This is a genomic window from Saccharopolyspora erythraea (assembly GCF_018141105.1).
In the GTDB taxonomy this organism is placed as follows: Bacteria; Actinomycetota; Actinomycetes; order Mycobacteriales; family Pseudonocardiaceae; genus Saccharopolyspora_D; species Saccharopolyspora_D erythraea_A.
Genome location: NZ_CP054839.1, coordinates 529,666 through 544,935, shown reverse-complemented (window position 1 = coordinate 544,935; position 15,270 = coordinate 529,666). Strand labels below are relative to the sequence as shown.

Annotated in this window: 15 protein-coding genes and 1 tRNA gene; 10 read left to right on the top strand and 6 right to left on the bottom strand. The window is 70.8% G+C overall.

Annotated elements, in window-relative coordinates; translation table 11 throughout:
- Positions 1 to 22 precede the first annotated feature (22 nt).
- From ectB to HUO13_RS02595, 3 genes are all read right to left on the bottom strand, one after another.
- Positions 23 to 1,270 (bottom strand): diaminobutyrate--2-oxoglutarate transaminase, encoded by a 1,248-nt coding sequence (gene ectB, locus HUO13_RS02605; RefSeq protein ID WP_211899908.1) that lies wholly within the window; start codon positions 1,268 to 1,270, stop codon positions 23 to 25.
- A gap of 130 nt (positions 1,271 to 1,400) precedes the next feature.
- Positions 1,401 to 1,901: a diaminobutyrate acetyltransferase gene (gene ectA, locus HUO13_RS02600; RefSeq protein ID WP_211899907.1), complete on the bottom strand. Its 501-nt coding sequence runs from the start codon at positions 1,899 to 1,901 to the stop codon at positions 1,401 to 1,403.
- 410 nt (positions 1,902 to 2,311) lie between these two features.
- Positions 2,312 to 3,040: a S1 family peptidase gene (locus HUO13_RS02595; RefSeq protein WP_211899906.1), complete on the bottom strand. Its 729-nt coding sequence runs from the start codon at positions 3,038 to 3,040 to the stop codon at positions 2,312 to 2,314.
- A gap of 314 nt (positions 3,041 to 3,354) precedes the next feature.
- Between HUO13_RS02595 and HUO13_RS02590 the strand changes: the two genes are divergently transcribed.
- Together HUO13_RS02590 and HUO13_RS02585 are read left to right on the top strand one after the other, a co-directional pair.
- On the top strand, positions 3,355 to 4,041 hold the full coding sequence (locus HUO13_RS02590; RefSeq protein WP_211899905.1) for an NPCBM/NEW2 domain-containing protein: 687 nt from the start codon (positions 3,355 to 3,357) through the stop codon (positions 4,039 to 4,041).
- A 55-nt stretch (positions 4,042 to 4,096) separates the two neighbouring features.
- Positions 4,097 to 4,660, top strand: coding sequence for an NPCBM/NEW2 domain-containing protein (locus tag HUO13_RS02585; protein WP_249124403.1), 564 nt, complete (start codon positions 4,097 to 4,099; stop codon positions 4,658 to 4,660).
- A gap of 5 nt (positions 4,661 to 4,665) precedes the next feature.
- Here HUO13_RS02585 and HUO13_RS02580 read toward each other — a convergent pair whose 3' ends face one another.
- The gene (locus HUO13_RS02580; RefSeq protein ID WP_211899904.1) at positions 4,666 to 4,944 is read right to left on the bottom strand and encodes a DUF3099 domain-containing protein; all 279 of its coding nucleotides are present in this window, start codon (positions 4,942 to 4,944) and stop codon (positions 4,666 to 4,668) included.
- 420 nt (positions 4,945 to 5,364) lie between these two features.
- On the opposite strand from HUO13_RS02580, the gene HUO13_RS02575 reads away from it, so the two are divergent.
- Complete coding sequence (locus HUO13_RS02575; protein WP_211899903.1) at positions 5,365 to 5,640, top strand: antitoxin; 276 nt, start codon at positions 5,365 to 5,367, stop codon at positions 5,638 to 5,640.
- Between the two features lie 126 nt (positions 5,641 to 5,766).
- Here the strand turns inward: HUO13_RS02575 and HUO13_RS02570 are convergent, their stop codons facing one another.
- Positions 5,767 to 6,123: a VOC family protein gene (locus HUO13_RS02570; RefSeq protein ID WP_211899902.1), complete on the bottom strand. Its 357-nt coding sequence runs from the start codon at positions 6,121 to 6,123 to the stop codon at positions 5,767 to 5,769.
- Positions 6,124 to 6,230: 107 nt separating this feature from the next.
- A tRNA-Thr gene (locus tag HUO13_RS02565) sits at positions 6,231 to 6,303 on the bottom strand.
- A gap of 293 nt (positions 6,304 to 6,596) precedes the next feature.
- Between HUO13_RS02565 and HUO13_RS02560 the strand changes: the two genes are divergently transcribed.
- The 7 genes from HUO13_RS02560 (at position 6,597) to HUO13_RS02530 (ending at position 15,247) form a co-directional block, all read left to right on the top strand.
- Entirely contained in the window at positions 6,597 to 8,048 is a 1,452-nt protein-coding gene (locus HUO13_RS02560) for a threonine/serine ThrE exporter family protein (protein WP_211899901.1), read from the top strand.
- A 332-nt stretch (positions 8,049 to 8,380) separates the two neighbouring features.
- Positions 8,381 to 9,820 (top strand): alpha,alpha-trehalose-phosphate synthase (UDP-forming), encoded by a 1,440-nt coding sequence (locus HUO13_RS02555; protein ID WP_211899900.1) that lies wholly within the window; start codon positions 8,381 to 8,383, stop codon positions 9,818 to 9,820.
- 151 nt (positions 9,821 to 9,971) lie between these two features.
- Entirely contained in the window at positions 9,972 to 12,524 is a 2,553-nt protein-coding gene (otsB, locus tag HUO13_RS02550) for a trehalose-phosphatase (protein WP_211899899.1), read from the top strand.
- Positions 12,525 to 12,702: 178 nt separating this feature from the next.
- Positions 12,703 to 13,332 carry a DUF4178 domain-containing protein gene (locus HUO13_RS02545; protein WP_211899898.1) on the top strand — a complete coding sequence of 210 codons (630 nt, stop codon included), beginning with the start codon at positions 12,703 to 12,705 and terminating at the stop codon, positions 13,330 to 13,332.
- Positions 13,329 to 13,766 carry a DUF4247 domain-containing protein gene (locus HUO13_RS02540; RefSeq protein ID WP_211899897.1) on the top strand — a complete coding sequence of 146 codons (438 nt, stop codon included), beginning with the start codon at positions 13,329 to 13,331 and terminating at the stop codon, positions 13,764 to 13,766. The genes HUO13_RS02545 and HUO13_RS02540 overlap by 4 nt, the downstream gene beginning before the upstream one ends.
- A complete protein-coding gene (locus tag HUO13_RS02535; protein WP_211899896.1) occupies positions 13,763 to 14,776 on the top strand; it encodes a hypothetical protein in 1,014 nt (337 codons plus the stop codon). The genes HUO13_RS02540 and HUO13_RS02535 overlap by 4 nt, the downstream gene beginning before the upstream one ends.
- A gap of 45 nt (positions 14,777 to 14,821) precedes the next feature.
- Entirely contained in the window at positions 14,822 to 15,247 is a 426-nt protein-coding gene (locus HUO13_RS02530; RefSeq protein ID WP_211899895.1) for a DUF350 domain-containing protein, read from the top strand.
- The last annotated feature ends 23 nt before the right edge of the window (positions 15,248 to 15,270 follow it).

Sequence of the window (15,270 nt, the reverse complement as noted above, 5' to 3'; positions counted from 1 at the left end):
TCGAAAAAGCGCAGTGCTGGAATCAGGCCAGCACAGAATGCACGGATTCGCGGATGATCTGAAGCCCCTGTTCGAGCTCGTCATCCGAGATGGTCAACGGCGGCATGATCTTGATGACCTCGCTGTCCGGCCCGGAGGTTTCCAGGATCAGCTTGCGGTCGAACGCGGCCTTGGAAACCTTGCCCGCGATCTCGGGGTCCTCGAAGCCCAGCCCCCTGGCCAGGCCGCGGCCCTTGGCCATCGCACCGTCGTACTTGGCGGCCAGCTCCTCCAGCACCTCGCCGACGCGCTCGCCCTTGGCGATCGTCGACTTCTCCAGCCGGTCGTCGCTCCAGTACTCCTTGAGGGCCTCGGTCGCGGTGACGAACGCGGGGTTGTTGCCGCGGAAGGTGCCGTTGTGCTCGCCCGGGTCCCAGACGTCGTGCTCGGACTTGATGAGCGTCAGGGCCAGCGGCATGCCGTAGCCGCCGATCGACTTCGACAGGCAGACGATGTCGGGCTGGATGCCGGCTTCCTCGAAGCTGAAGAACGGGCCGGTCCGGCCGCAGCCCATCTGCACGTCGTCGACGATCATCAGGATGCCGTGCTTCTGGCACAGGTCGTAGAGGCCGCGCAGCCACTCGGGGCGCGAGGAGTTGATGCCGCCCTCGCCCTGCAGCGTCTCGACGATCACCGCGGCGGGCTCGTTGAGGCCGCTGCCGCTGTCCTCGAGCATCCGCTCGAAGTACAGAAAGTCCGGGATCTGGCCGTCGAAGTAGTCGTCGTAGGGCATCGGGGTGGCGTGCACCAGCGGGATGCCCGCGCCGCCGCGCTTCATCGAGTTGCCGGTCACCGACAGCGAACCCAGGGTCATGCCGTGGAACGCGTTGGTGAAGCTGATGATCGACTCGCGTCCGGTGATCTTGCGGACCAGTTTCAGCGCCGACTCCACCGAGTTGGTGCCGGTCGGCCCGGGGAACTGGACCTTGTAGTCCAGACCGCGCGGTTTCAGCAGTTTCTCGTCGAGCGTCTCCAGGAACTGCCGTTTGGCCGAGGTGGCCTGGTCGAGTCCGTGCGTGACGCCGTCGCGCTCGATGTACTCGATCAGTTTGCGCTTCAGGACCGGGTTGTTGTGCCCGTAGTTGAGCGCACCGGCACCCGCGAAGAAGTCGAGGTAGGGGGTGCCGTCCTCGCCGTAGAGATAGCTGCCCTTGGCGACGTCGAACACCGCGGGCCAGGTCCTGCAGTAGCTGCGGACCTCGGACTCAAGACTTTCGAAGATGTTGTTCACGATCCTCCGTTCGCGCCCTGCGACCGCATCCGGAAGCGGGTGACCTCCGGACCGGTGCTGCCACCTGCGGCGGTCGCGGGCTGCAACAAGATCTCTCCCACCAATGAGGGTCACGGCGTGGTGGCGCCGTTCACGCCCCTCCCGCCGCGGCCGGAGCCGCCGCGAAGGGACCGATTCGGTACAGGTCCTCGCCCAGGTGGGCGTCGGGGAACAGCTCGGCGGTGAACAGCTCGCTGCGCACCAGCTCGGCTCCCCGGTCCCTGGCCAGGGCGGAGAACAACTTGATCGATGCGGTGTTGTCCGGTGTGATGGTCGTCTCCAGGTAGCGGACACCTCGCGGCACGACCCGGTCCAACAGGTGCGACAGGAGCTTGCCCGCCACGCCACCACCGCGCTGGGAGGCATCGACGGCGATCTGCCAGACCACGATCGTGTCGCTGGCGTCCGGCCGGACGAAGCCGGTCACGAATCCCACGACCTCGCCGTCGACGCGCGCCACCGCTGAGGTCTGCGCGAAGTCCCTACACCACAACAAATACGAGTAGGACGAGTTCACGTCGAGCACTCCCGAATCACGGGTGATCCGGTAGAGTGCGGGGCCGTCCGCGACGACCGGAGCGTCGATCTCCAACCGCCCGGCTGAACCGCTTCCGCCATTCTGTGCGGCGCTGTTATGGCTCGGTTTGTCGCCGGTCATGCTGTGCCAACTTAACAGAACCTCCGTAACGCGTCAGGGTCGCACGCGTTTCCTGGCCTCTCTACCAGGCGCAACGCGATTTTACACGTGACGAGCACGACAGGATTGTTGCGAAATAAACAGCGCTGATGATAAGAGTCTGCTGGCTAATACCGGATCAATCCGCTACCCCGCTGCTGACCTGCGCAAACCCGCCATCCGGGGGACGTCGGCGGACACGGTCCGAATCGATCAAATGCGGCCGTGCGCCTTCGTGCTCTCTTCAGGTGAACCCGTTGGGAAATACAGGTATCGCCCGGACGCGGCGCGGGGCGTCCGGGCGATACGACTCACACTCGGCGTGATCAGACGCCGGCGAGCTGCTGGATCCAGTCGCGGTACTCGGTGATGTTGGTGTAGGCGGTGTTCTGCGCGCGGTCGCTGGTCGAGGCCACGCCCACCTGCACGTTGTTGGCGAACATCGGGCCGCCGGAGTCACCGCCGGCCGGGATGCCGTCGCCCCGGGTCGCGCAGACCGCGGTGCCGCCGCGGTAGTCCTGGCAGGCGATGTCGGTCACGTTGACGTTGGCGACCTTCAGGATCTGCGACTGGCACTGGATCTCGGGCTTGTCGGTGCAGGTCGCACCCCAGCCGTAGGTCTGGGCGGTGTCGCCGACGTTGACGTCGCCGCTCGAGCCCAGCGGCGCGTACTCGGTCTGCACGGCGTGGTCGATGTTGACCAGCGCGAGGTCGGCGGTGTCGTGCACGTGCACGCCGCCCGGCTTGGCGTTGGCCTTCTCACCCTGGGTCTGGTCGACGTTGCCGATGTTGAAGCTGACGCCGTCGCCCGCGCCGTCGACGCAGTGCTGGGCGGTCAGCACCCACTCGGGGGCGATGATCGTGGCCGAGCAGTTCTCCTGGCCGTTGACGAACAGCCGCGCCGCCCACGGCGCGCTGTCCACCTCGGAGCCGTCGATGATCATCGGACGCATGTCCGGCGGGGGCGTCGGCTCGGCGGCCTGGGCGGGCGCGGCGAAGGTCGCCATGGCGAGCGCGGCGCCGACCGCGCCGGCGAGGGTACGAGCGATGGACACGTTGGTCTCCTTCAGTTGCCGTGGGGTGCAACAGGGATAGAAACGCGCTCAGATTTCACTCGTCCGTGTGGTTTGTCCATGGTTTGGTCACAATTCGCCACCAAGGTTCTGCCTGATAGCGACGAGATCGCCGACTTTTGGCGGAGCCGCGGACATACCCGGTACGCAATTCACACTTTTACCGTTGAACGGCGCCGAATCGCGATTTTCGGCCCGGGATCGGCGGCCGCACCCGCGGCGACGGGAAGCGCCGGAGAGGCTACAGCTCGGTAAACACGCCATGGCGACGGTGCGTGCTCGACTAATCTCGCCTCGTGACGTTGAACGGCAGTTCGAGCCCGCACGACGACGGCGGCAACCCGGTCGCTTCCGGGAAGGGAAAGCGCAGGACGAGCCTGGTCCTCATCGCATTGGCGCTTGTGTGCGTCGCCGTTCTCGCCGCCTACCTCACCGGTCGGCAGCACGGATCCCAGGCCGCGCCCGCGCCCACCGTCACCGTCGCGGCGCCACCCGCGACGACCAGCACGGCACCGAGCACCACTGCCTCGACCAGCCAGCGCGCCCGGCCGACCACGAGCGCTACGACGCGGCCGGCGACGTCGCCGCCCTCGCCCAGCGGTGAGATCTACCTGACCGACCGCAGCCCGGTGGAAGGCGGTTCCTCCGTCGAGGTCGGCTCGGCCACCGTCCGGTTCCAGGAGTACCCGCGGGCGCTGCTGTTCGAAAGCACGTCGGGTTCGGTGTCCTACAACATCGACCCGGGCATGCGCACCTTCCGCGCCCTGGTCGGGTTGCAGGACAGCTCGGCGAGCTGCTCGGTCGCCTTCGACGTGAAGGTCGACGGCACGACCGTGCGCAAGGAGAACGTGGTGGTCGGGCAGACGGTGGAGCTGATCGCCAACGTCGGCGGCGGTTTCCGGCTGACCGTGGCCGCTGACGACTCCAGCGGGTGCAGCGGCGTGTACCCGGTCGTGATCAACCCCGTGCTGCGGGCGGACTGACCGGCTCGGGAGCGCGACGCAGGTGTTGAAGCGGTGGTCGAGCTGGGACACGGGCATGAAGCTGTCCGCGGTCGCCGTCCTGCTGGCACTGCTCACGTTGCTGGGCAGCTCCGTCAGCTGGCTCGCTGACGGCTTGTCGGTGCGGGATCGCCTGTGGGGCAAGGAGAACCCACCGCCCGCAACGCAAACGACGGCCTCGCCCGCGACGGATTCCCCGGCGCCGACAGCACCGGTGACCGAACCGGACTCGCGCGAGGTGAACCTGCTCGACGCCGACGCCGTCGAGGGCGGCGACTACGTCGCGGTCGGCCGCGCCACCGTGGCGGGCCGGAACCACGAGCGCGCGCTCGTCTACCCGGGCACGTCCGTGACCACCTACAACGCCGACGGGATGGGCGCTCTGCACGCGCTCGCCGCGCTGGACGACCGTTCGCAGAGCTGCGCGGTCACGTTCGAGGTCCGGCTCGACGGCGAGGTGCGCAAGCGCAGCACCGTGCGCACCGGCGAGGTCGTGGAACTGACCGCCGACCTGGGCGCGGGTCGCAGGCTCGAACTCGCGGTCGACACCGGCTCCTGCGCCGCGGTCCCGGTCCTCCTCGACCCCGTGCTGCGGCCCTGACCTGCTCAGCCCCCGAGCGCCCGGCGCGGTGGCGGTGCGCGGCGACGCCCTTCCGGCGCCGGCCGGGAGTTGGCCAGCACCGTCGCCACCCAGATCAGCGGACCGGTCAGCACCAGGATGCCCAGCGCCAGCCACGGCACGTCCACGAGCAGGGCGGCCAGCGTCAGCCCGGCCAGGTGCAGCACCATGAAGACGGAGTACGTGCGCTTGCGCCCGCGCTGCTCCTCGGTGAGCGACGGAGCCGCGTCGGTGATCAGGGCGACCTCGCGCCGGGTGTGCCGCATGCCGCTCACCTCCCCTGCTGCTGCCTCCATGGCATACCCGCAGGGCGGTGGCGTCAACGCCCGGGGCGAGCCACTACGCGCTGTCGACCGGCACCGGTCGACGACGACGCGGTCGGCACGCCCGGCACGCCTCGGTCCGGCGGCCGGCCGGGAGCACCTCGACCGGCGCCTGCCAGGGCCGGGCCGCGCGTTCAGGCGAATTTCCGTTCGACACCGACGCATCTTGCGGTCATTCCACTCTTTTCCGTTGCTCCGCAGCCGATGCAGGATATCTATCCACTTAGGATTGATTGTCCGTCACGCGCGACCGGTGTGCGTTTCCAGCGTTTGCGGCAACCGCGTCCGGGTAGCCGGGAGTGGGCCGCCGATGGGTTCCGGTGCGATGCGCCGACCCCAGCGAGGCCGTGAGGAGGTTCGGACATGAGCATCATGGACAAGCTGAAGGAGTTCGTCGGCAAGAGCCCCGACAAGTTCCGCCAGGGGATCGACAAGGCCGCGTCCGCCGCCGACGAGAAGACGGGCGGCAAGTACCGGGACAAGATCAACCGCGGTGCCGAACAGGCGCGCAAGTACGTCGACCGCCAGGGCGAGCAGGGCGGAGGAGCGGAGAAGGGCGGCCCCGGACAGTCTCCCGGAGGCGGCCCCGAGCAAGGCGGTCCCGGACGGCCTCCCGGGGGTGGCCCCGGCCAGCCCTGACCGCCGAAAGCGGACCGGGCCCGCGCGGCGCCTGAGGGTGTTCGCGGCACCGACGGCCGCGCGCCCGGCAGCCAGGCACAACGACGAGCGCACCGGACGGACGAGATCCTCCGGTGCGCTCGCGTGTCAGCCGTGGGCGATGACGCAGAACCGGTTGCCCTCCGTGTCGGCGAGGACGACGAAGTCCGCGTCCGGCGGGTAGTCCCGCCAGGCCACGCGCGAAGCCCCCAGCCCGACCAGGCGCTCCACCTCGGCGGCCTGGTCGTCGGCGTAGAGGTCCAGATGCACCCGCGGCCGCTCCTGCACCGGCGTGCCGGAGAGCCCGAGCGAGATGTTCGGTCCGGAACCCGAGGCCGGGACGAGCACCACCCAGTCGTCGTCCGGCTCCTCACGCGGCACGTATTGCAGCGCCCGGCACCAGAACCCCATCGCACGCCGCACGTCCGAAGCGCCCAGAACGACCGAACCGACCCGCACCGCCACGGCTCCATTGTCGACGCGCGCACTCACGCGCACCAGGAGCCACCACCGGGGCGTCCCAACCCTGGCGCGTTCGCCGCGGGCTGTCTTCAATGGCGGGAGGGCATGGGAGCCGCTGAGGGGACTCGAACCCCTGACCGTCCGCTTACAAGGCGGGCGCTCTACCAACTGAGCTACAGCGGCGTGCGCTACGTCGCGCGCGAACATCGTAAGCGTCGCGCGCCGGCACGAGGAAGGCGCCCGGACCCGCCGTGTCGTCCCCGCGCAAGACGCCGCCGCGGACACGTCCGGAGATGCGGCCGGGATGCGCCATGGGCGAGGCTGGGGACCGGCGCCGGACCGGCGGTGTCGGAGCGACCCGGCGCCGTGATGGACTCCACAGAAGATCGGTGCAACGGTCCGCCGCCTGCGGCCGATGGCCGAGGGGAAGATCCGACCGCCCGCGCGGCGGTGCTACTCGGGAGGGGAACACAGCAGTGGGAATCACGCAGCGCGCCCGTGGTGTGCTGCGGCGGCGCGAGCCCGTCGTCAACGCCGGGAATCGCAACGTCGTCTACGGGCCGGCACTGCCCGACGAGTCAGCCGTACACCTGGTCCTGGACCTGGGTCTGCGCATCGGTGAGATCCAGATGTCCAGTGGCGCGGGCGCCTCGGACGTGACCGCGACGATCATCGCGGTCGCCAACGCCTACGGTCTGCCCCACTGCGAGGTCGACGTGATCTACACGTCGATCACCGTGTCCTGCTACCGAGGTACCGAGTCGCTGCCGATCACCTCCCTTCGCGTGGTTCGCAACCGCTCGCTCGACTACACCCGGCTCTCCGAGACCGAGGCCCTGGTCCGCAGGATCACCGCCAACGAGCTCAGCGCCGCCGAGGCCTACGCCGAGCTCAACCGCATCAGCACCGCGCCGCACCCGTTCCCGCGGTGGGTGGCGACGCTGGCGTGGGCGGGCATGGCCGCCTCGCTGGCGGTCCTGCTCGGGGGCGGCGCCGACTGGAGGCTGCCGCTGATCGCGGCCGCGACCGCGGCGCTGATCGACCGCGTCGGCCGGGTGCTGAACCGGCGAGCGTTGCCGTTCTTCTTCCAGCAGGCGGTCGGCGGCGCGGTCGCGACCACCATCGCGATGGGCTGCTTCGCCACCGGGCTGCTGCCCAACCCCGCTCTCGCGGTCGCCGCGTCGATCATCGTGTTGCTGTCCGGGATGACCGTCGTCGGTTCGATGCAGGACGCCATCACCGGTTACAACGTGACCGCCGCGGGACGGATAACCGAGCTGGCGCTGATGTCGGCGGGCCTCATCGCGGGCGTCGTCGTCGCCCTGTACGCGGGGCTGCGCGTCTTCGGCTCCGACGCGCTGGGAGGCGCCGACTTCGACGAGGCGATGCTGCAGAACTTCGGCCGCGCGCAGGTGACCTCTCCGGTGCTGCTGCCGCTGGTCCAGCTCGCGGCGGGCGCCTCGACCTCCGCCTGCTTCGCCCTCGCCAGCTACGCGCCGCCGCGGCCGCTCGTGGTGGCAGGCGTCGGCGGCGCGGTCGCGGCGGTCGTGCACGCCCTGCTCACCCTCGTCGAGGTGCACACCGTGCTCGCCGGGGCGATGGCGACCACGATCGTCGGTTTCATCGGCGGCATCATCGCGCGCCGGTTGCGCATCCCGGCACTGGTCATCGCGGTGTCCGGGGTGGCGCCGCTGCTGCCGGGTCTGGCGACCTACCGGGGCCTGTACGAGCTGTCCGTGCTGGGCAGCCCGTCGGGTGTGTCGACGCTGATGCTGGCGGTCGCGATCGGCCTGGCGCTCGGCTCGGGCGTGGTGCTGGGCGAGTACCTCGCGCAGCCGGTGCGGACCCGGCTGGGCCGCCTGGAGCGGCGCTTCGCCGGGCCGCGGATGTCCGGGCCGTTGCGGCCCGCGCGTCGCCGCCTGGAGTGAGCCGGGCCCGCCCCCGCACGAGTACTGGGACACCGCGGCCGGCGACCGGGGTTGCCCCACCGTGTCGAACCACACGAACCACGCGCGCCCGACCGGAATTGGCTAGGGTCGGGTATTCGGCACGGACCCTTCTCGCCGGGCGACGGCCAGGCGTTCTCCCGGTCGTGCCGGCCGCCCCGGCGGAGCCGATTCGGCGCACCGCGGGCGGACCTCCGGGCGGGCCGGGACCTGCGGACGGCGAGGGGCGCGCCAGGCCGGTAGATCCCAGCATCCGAGACAACGCAGACCTCTCGACCGGGCCGCCGCCCGGCACCACTGAGGAGGAAACACCGGTGAGCAAGGGCAACACGCCCCAAAGAGCGGACTTCGTCGTCGTCGCCAACCGACTGCCGGTGGACCTGGAGCGGCTGGAGGACGGGACCGAGCGCTGGAAGCACAGCCCGGGTGGTCTGGTCACCGCGCTGGAGCCGTTCCTGCGGGCCAGGCACGGCGCCTGGGTCGGCTGGCCGGGCGTGGCCGACACCGAGGTCGAGCCGTTCACCGACGAGGACATGCACCTGCACCCGGTGCCGCTGAGCTCCGAGGAGTTCCGCGACTACTACGAGGGTTTCTCCAACGCCACGTTGTGGCCGCTGTACCACGACGTGGTCGTGCCGCCGGTCTTCGACCGCTCCTGGTGGGACGCCTACCAGCGGGTCAACAGGCGGTTCGCCGAGGCCGCCGCGCGGGTCAGCGCCGAGGGCGCCACGGTGTGGGTGCAGGACTACCAGCTCCAGCTGGTGCCCGCGATGCTGCGCGAGCTGCGCCCGGACCTGCGGATCGGGTTCTTCCTGCACATCCCGTTCCCGCCGGTGGAGCTGTTCATGCAGCTGCCGTGGCGGACCGAGATCGTGCGCGGGCTGCTCGGCGCCGACCTGGTCGGCTTCCACCGCCCCGGCGGCGCGCAGAACTTCCTGTGGCTGGCCCGCAGGCTCGCAGGCTTCGAGCCGAGCCGCGGCCAGGTCGGGGTCCGGTCGCGGCCGGGCGTGGTGCAGGTCGGTGACCGGACCGTGCGGGTCGGGGCGTTCCCGATCTCGATCGCCTCCACCGAGCTGGACCGGCTTGCCCGCAGCAAGGAGGTGCAGCAGCGAGCCAGGGAGATCCGCCGCGAGCTCGGCGACCCGCGCCGCATCATGCTCGGCGTCGACCGACTCGACTACACCAAGGGCATCGACGTGCGCCTGCACGCGATGCACGAGCTGCTCGCCGACGGCCACATCAAGGCCGAGGACGTCGCGATGATCCAGATCGCCACCCCGAGCCGCGAACGCGTCGAGCACTACAAGCAGATGCGCGAGGACATCGAGCGCGAGGTGGGCCGCATCAACGGCGAGTTCGGCCGGGTCGGCCATCCGGCGGTGCACTACCTGCACACGTCCGTGGACCGTAGGGACCTGGTGGCGTTCTACTGCGCCGCCGACGTCATGGTCGTCACGCCGGTCCGGGACGGGATGAACCTGGTGTGCAAGGAATACGTCGCGTGCCGCCACGACCTCGGCGGCGCGCTCGTGCTCAGCGAGTTCGCCGGCGCCGCGGCCGAGCTGACCAGCGCCTTCCTGGTCAATCCCCATAACCTGGACGGTGTGAAGGACGCCCTGCTCGCAGCCCTCGACATCGACGAGGCCGAAGGGAGACGTAGGATGCGCGCATTGCGTAGGCAAGTGCTCACGCACGACGTCGATCGCTGGGCGCGATCGTTCCTCGAGGCGCTGGGCACACCCCTCGCGGAGTAGGCACGCAACGCCGTCTATCCCACAAAGCGGGAAAACGCGGCTAGCGACACCGTCGACCACCGGACGGCGTCAGCGGCAACCGCCACCGCGGACCCGACTAGGCGCGTGAGCCGGATCGATTCCGAATGTCCCGACCACGTCATTGAGGAGTATGGCGTTGACCGCCGAAGCCCTGCCTGCCGAGTTGCGGCGAGTGATCGTGCAGCTCGCGCGGACACCTCGACTTCTGGTCGCCTGCGACTACGACGGCACCCTCGCCCCCATCGTGGCGGACCCGAACATGGCCAAGCCGCTACCCGAGTCGGTGCACGCGCTGCGCTCGCTCGCGGCACTGCCGGCCACGACCACAGCTGTGATCTCCGGGCGCGCCCTGCGCGACCTGGCCACTCTCTCCAGGCTGCCGGCGGAGGTGCACCTGGTCGGCAGCCACGGCTCCGAGTTCGACGTGGGTTTCGTGCACGAGCTGGCCCCGGAAGCGACCCAGCTGCGCACCGACCTGCAACGCGCGCTGCAGGAGACCGTCAGCGGTCACGGCGGCGTGAGCCTGGAGAACAAGCCGGCCAGCGTGGCCGTGCACGTGCGCCGCGCCGAGCCCGACATCGCACACCGCGTCCTCGACGCCGTCCGCAGCGGACCGGCCACCTGGGACGGGGTGGAGGTGACCGAGGGCAAGGAGGTCATCGAGCTGGCCGTGGTGCAGACCGACAAGGGCAACGCGCTGGACACGCTGCGCCACCAGGTCAGCGCCACCGCCGCGATCTTCATCGGCGACGACGTGACCGACGAGAAGGCCTTCGCCCGGCTGCACGGTCCCGACGTCGGCCTGAAGGTCGGGCCCGGCGAGAGCCTGGCCGACTACCGGGTCACCGACACCACCGAGGTCGCCACGGTGCTGGCGTTCCTGATGGAGGAGCGGCGCACCTGGCTCTACGGCGAGCAGGCCCCGCCGATCGAGCGGCTGACCATGCTGTCCAACGAGCGCACCGTCGCCCTGCTGACCCCCGACGCGCGACTGACCTGGATGTGCCACCCCGGGCCGGACTCGGCCGCGGTGTTCGCCGACCTGCTCGGCGGACCCGGCGCCGGGCACTTCTCGATCCGGCCGAGCACCGGCAACGGCGCTCCGCGCAACCCGCTGCCGCTGGGCCAGCGCTACGTGCCGGGCACCATGACCGTGGAGACCCGCTGGTCGCGGCTGCTGGTGACCGACTACCTCGAACACGGCGTGGACAGCCACCGCACCGACCTGATCAGGGTCATCAGCGGCAGCACCCAGGCCAGCATCGAGTTCGCGCCGCGCCCGGAGTTCGGCCAGGTCCCGGTGCGGCTGACCGCCGAGGCGGGCGGCCTGCGGGTGCAGGGCACCGCCGAGCCGATGGTGCTGCACTCGCCGGGCGTGCAGTGGGAGATCACCTCCGACGGCATGCACGAGTCGGCGCACGCGGTCGTCGAACCCACCGACACCCACCCGGTCGTGCTGGAGCTGCGCTGCGGCACCGAGGACCTCGCGCCCTCGCCGATGACCGAGTCGCAGCGCCGGGAGGCCGCCGACGCCTACTGGTCGGACTGGGCCAGCAAGCTGCGGCTGCCCGAGCTGGAGCGCGACCTGGTGCAGCGCTCCGCGCTGACCCTGCGCGGGCTGTGCAACTCCGACACCGGCGGGATCATGGCCGCGGCCACCACGTCGCTGCCGGAGGAGATCGGCGGCGTGCGCAACTGGGACTACCGCTACTGCTGGCTGCGCGACGGCGCGATGACGGCACAGGCGCTGGTCACGGTCGGCTCCACCAAGGAGGCCGAGGCGTTCCTGGACTGGCTGCACCGGGTGCTGGAGACCCTCCCCGGCCCCGAGCGGCTGCACCCGCTCTACACGCTGGCCGGCACCGGCCTCGGTCCGGAGGCCGTCATCGACAGCCTGCCCGGCTACGCCGGGTCCCGGCCGGTCCGCGTCGGCAACCTCGCCGACCAGCAGGTGCAGCTCGACGTGTTCGGGCCGGTGGTGGAGCTGGTGTCGCACCTGGCCGAGACCACCGGCCGCATCCGCGACGCCGACTGGGAGCTGGTCAAGGCGATGGCCGAGGCCGTCTCGCACCGCTGGTTCGAGCCCGACCACGGCATCTGGGAAGAGCGCGACGTGCCGCGCCACCACGTGTATTCCAAGGTCATGTGCTGGGTCACGCTGGACCGCGCGCTCAAGCTCGCCAAGACCTACGCGCGCACCCCGGAACCGTCCTGGGAGCCGCTGCGCGACCAGATCTCCCAGGACGTCGTCAAGAACGGCTGGCACCCCGACGTCCAGGCGTTCACCACCGCCTACGAGGGCTCCGACCTCGACGCGGCCTCGCTGCACGTCGGGCTCTCCGGGCTGATCGACCCCTCCGACGAGCGCTTCACCGCCACGGTCACCGCGATCGAGGCGGAGCTGCGCAGCGGGTCGACGGTCTACCGCTACCGGCGCGACGACGGCCTGCCCGGCGACGAGGGCGGCTTCCACCTCTGCGCCGCCTGGCTGATCGAGGCCTACCTGCTCATCGGCAGGCGCACCGAGGCCGAAGAGCTGTTCCAGCAGATCGTCGACACGGCGGGCCCGACCGGCCTTTTGGCCGAGGAGTACGACCCGATCGCCGAGCGCTCGCTCGGCAACCACCCCCAGGCGTACTCCCACCTCGGCCTGATCCGCTGCGCCCAGCTGCTGTCCGCCTGACGGTCTGATCGCATCGCGTCTCCTGGCCCGTCCCGGGCCAGGAGACGCTTTGCTTTCCGGACGAGGTTCGCGCCCGGAACAGGACAAGGGTCACGATTTGCCGAACTCCGCCCGATGCGTCGAGATGGGCTAATACCCTCTGCGCAGATCGGCTCGACATGGGAAGGACGGGGCCGCGATGAAGGTTGTGCTGGCGATCGTCGTCGTGATCCTGGCGATCATGGCGGTGGCCGCCGTCGTCTACCTCGTCTACACGCGGCGCGGCGGTGGCGGCCGGCCCGCGGCGACCCCGAAGGACCCGTTCCACACCGGAGACGAGGACTCGCTGCGTGGTGACCCCCGAGCGCTGAAAGCCGGCGACATCGTCGAGATCCGCGGCCACTCATACACCGTCCGCGGCAGCCTGCGGCTGTCCGAGGGCGGCTGGAAGTGGTCGGAGCACCTGCTCGACGACGCCAAGGGCGGCCAGGTCTGGCTGTCCGTCGAGGAGGACCCCGATCTGGTCCTCGCGCAGTGGCTGCCCGCCGCCGGCGCGGGCGAGCCGGGCGCGGGCACGGTCGAGTTCGGCGGGCGCACCTACCGCTCCGGCGAGTCCGGGTCGGCGAGCTTCCGCAGCGAGGCCACCACCGGGCTGGACGAGCAGGGCACCGCCGCCTACCACGACTACGAGGCGTCCGACGGCTCGCTGCTGAGCTTCGAACGCTACGGCGACGCCGGCTGGGAGGCCAGCACCGGCGAACAGCTCAGCCGCTACGACGTGCTGATCTACCCCACCGCTGACGGAACCGGTCAGGAAGGCGGTCGATGAAACCCCGGTTATGGTTCCTGCTCGGCGGGATCTGCGCGGTGCTCGCACTGGTCATCGCACTGGTGATGATCTTCTCCACGGGCACCGGCCCGCGCGGCTACGTGTCCAACCACTACCAGCGCGCCGCGCACCTCGACCTCCGCGGTGACGACGACAACCGCGCCTACACCAGTCCGCTGACCCCGAGCGTGGTCTCGCGGGACATCACCAGCCGCTGGAAGCCGATCGCGCAGGCCGCCGACACCTCCGGCATCTACCTGCGATACAAGGACGACGCGGTGATCGTCCAGCCGCGCGACCGCGGTTCGGTGATCCACGTGATGGACGTCGACCACGCCTACCACCGCTACCACAGCCACGTCGGCGGGACGTGGGGCTGGATCGGCACCCACGGCGAGTCGTTCCGCGGACGCGGCCCCGGGGCGGGCAAATGAGCGCGGGCCCGAACCAGAGCGCCGGGAAGAAGAAGACCAAGGCCGGGATCTGGATCCTGCTGGCGACGCTGGCGCTGCTGGTCGCGATCGGCGCGATCAGCTCGTGGGCCGAGGACGACGACACCGCCGCGTTCACCGACGAGGACATCACCACCTACAGCCAGGTCACCAGCTACTCCGGCCCGCCGATCCGGCGGTTCACCCCGGCCGACTCGCAGCAGCTCGCGCAGCAGCTGGCCGTCGCGGAGAAGCAGCACGGCGTCTGCTTCGGCTGGAAGCTGACCGACGGCCGCGACGGCCGGTTCGACCAGGGTTCCAGCCGCGGACCGGGCGTCCCGGCCGACACCTGCCCCCGGTGGGCCGAGGTGCGGACGTTCGTGGCGAACCCCGCCGGAGACCTGGGCGCGGCCGGCGTGGAGGTGGCGGCGTCGCCGGACTTCGACCGCGGCGCGCTGCCCGGGACGTCGGAGTACCCGCTGGTCGGCGTCGACGGCGAGGCGCTGTTGGAGAACCCGGTGGCCACGACCGGACACGCGGCGCTGGTGCTGCCGCTGCTGCTGGCCGAACGCGGGGAACTGCGCCCGCCACCGGTCGCCGACGGCGAACCCGGCGCGCGGCCTGCGAAACCGCTGCCCGCCGCGCGCAGCTCCGACGGCGCGTGGTCGATCTGGCTGTGGATCGGCGGGCTCGGCCTCGTGGCGCTGGTGTGCGTCCTCGTGGGTGTGCGTGCCGGTGGGCGGAAGAAGCAGGGCTCGACGCCTGGTGGACCAGGCCCGCATCCGCCGGCACAGGGCTTCCCGCAGCAGCAGGCCGGACCGCACCCGGGCGGGCAGCAGCCGCCGGCGCAGCCGCCGGCGCAGGGATTCCCGCCGCAGCAGGCAGGCGCCCGGCCCCAAGCACCGCCCCCGCACGCCGCACCACCGCCGCACGGCGGTCCGCAGCAGCCGCCGTGGCCGCAGCAGCCGCCGTGGCCCCCGCAGGCGCCGCCGTCCGGCCGTCCGCGCCACTGACCCCTCCGCCATCCCAAGCTGACGACACGAGAAGGGCCCGACACCTTGCTCCAGGAACTGCTCTCCGGCCTGCTCGCGGCGGTCGCCTACGGCGTGATCGGCGTGCTGATGATGGCGCTCGGCTACGTCCTGGTGGACCTGGCGACGCCGGGCAAGCTGCGCGACCTGATCTGGGTCCAGCGCAATCCCAACGCCGCGCTGCTGCTGGTCTCCGGCCTGTCCGGCGTGGGGGTCATCCTGACCACCGCGATCGCCGCCAGCGCCGACGACCTGGTCGCCGGGCTGGTCGGGACGCTGGCCTACGGCCTGCTCGGCCTGGTGCTGATGAGCCTGTCGTTCCTGCTCATCGACGCCCTGACGCCGGGCAAGCTGGGCGACGAGCTGGCCTCGCCGAACATGCACCCCGGCACCTGGGTGTCGGCGGTCGCGCACGTCGTGATCAGCGTGCTGATCGCCGCCGCCATCTGGTGACGACGCCCGAGCCCGGCACCCGG

Coding starts and splice junctions, on each gene's coding strand:
- HUO13_RS02585 (WP_249124403.1), top strand. CDS start 4,097: ATGAAGCTGTCCGCGGTCGCCGTCCTGCTGGCACTGCTCACGTTGCTG.
- HUO13_RS02540 (WP_211899897.1), top strand. CDS start 13,329: ATGAAACCCCGGTTATGGTTCCTGCTCGGCGGGATCTGCGCGGTGCTC.
- HUO13_RS02545 (WP_211899898.1), top strand. CDS start 12,703: ATGAAGGTTGTGCTGGCGATCGTCGTCGTGATCCTGGCGATCATGGCG.
- HUO13_RS02580 (WP_211899904.1), bottom strand. CDS start 4,944: ATGCGGCACACCCGGCGCGAGGTCGCCCTGATCACCGACGCGGCTCCG.
- HUO13_RS02575 (WP_211899903.1), top strand. CDS start 5,365: ATGAGCATCATGGACAAGCTGAAGGAGTTCGTCGGCAAGAGCCCCGAC.
- HUO13_RS02535 (WP_211899896.1), top strand. CDS start 13,763: ATGAGCGCGGGCCCGAACCAGAGCGCCGGGAAGAAGAAGACCAAGGCC.
- otsB (WP_211899899.1), top strand. CDS start 9,972: ATGGCGTTGACCGCCGAAGCCCTGCCTGCCGAGTTGCGGCGAGTGATC.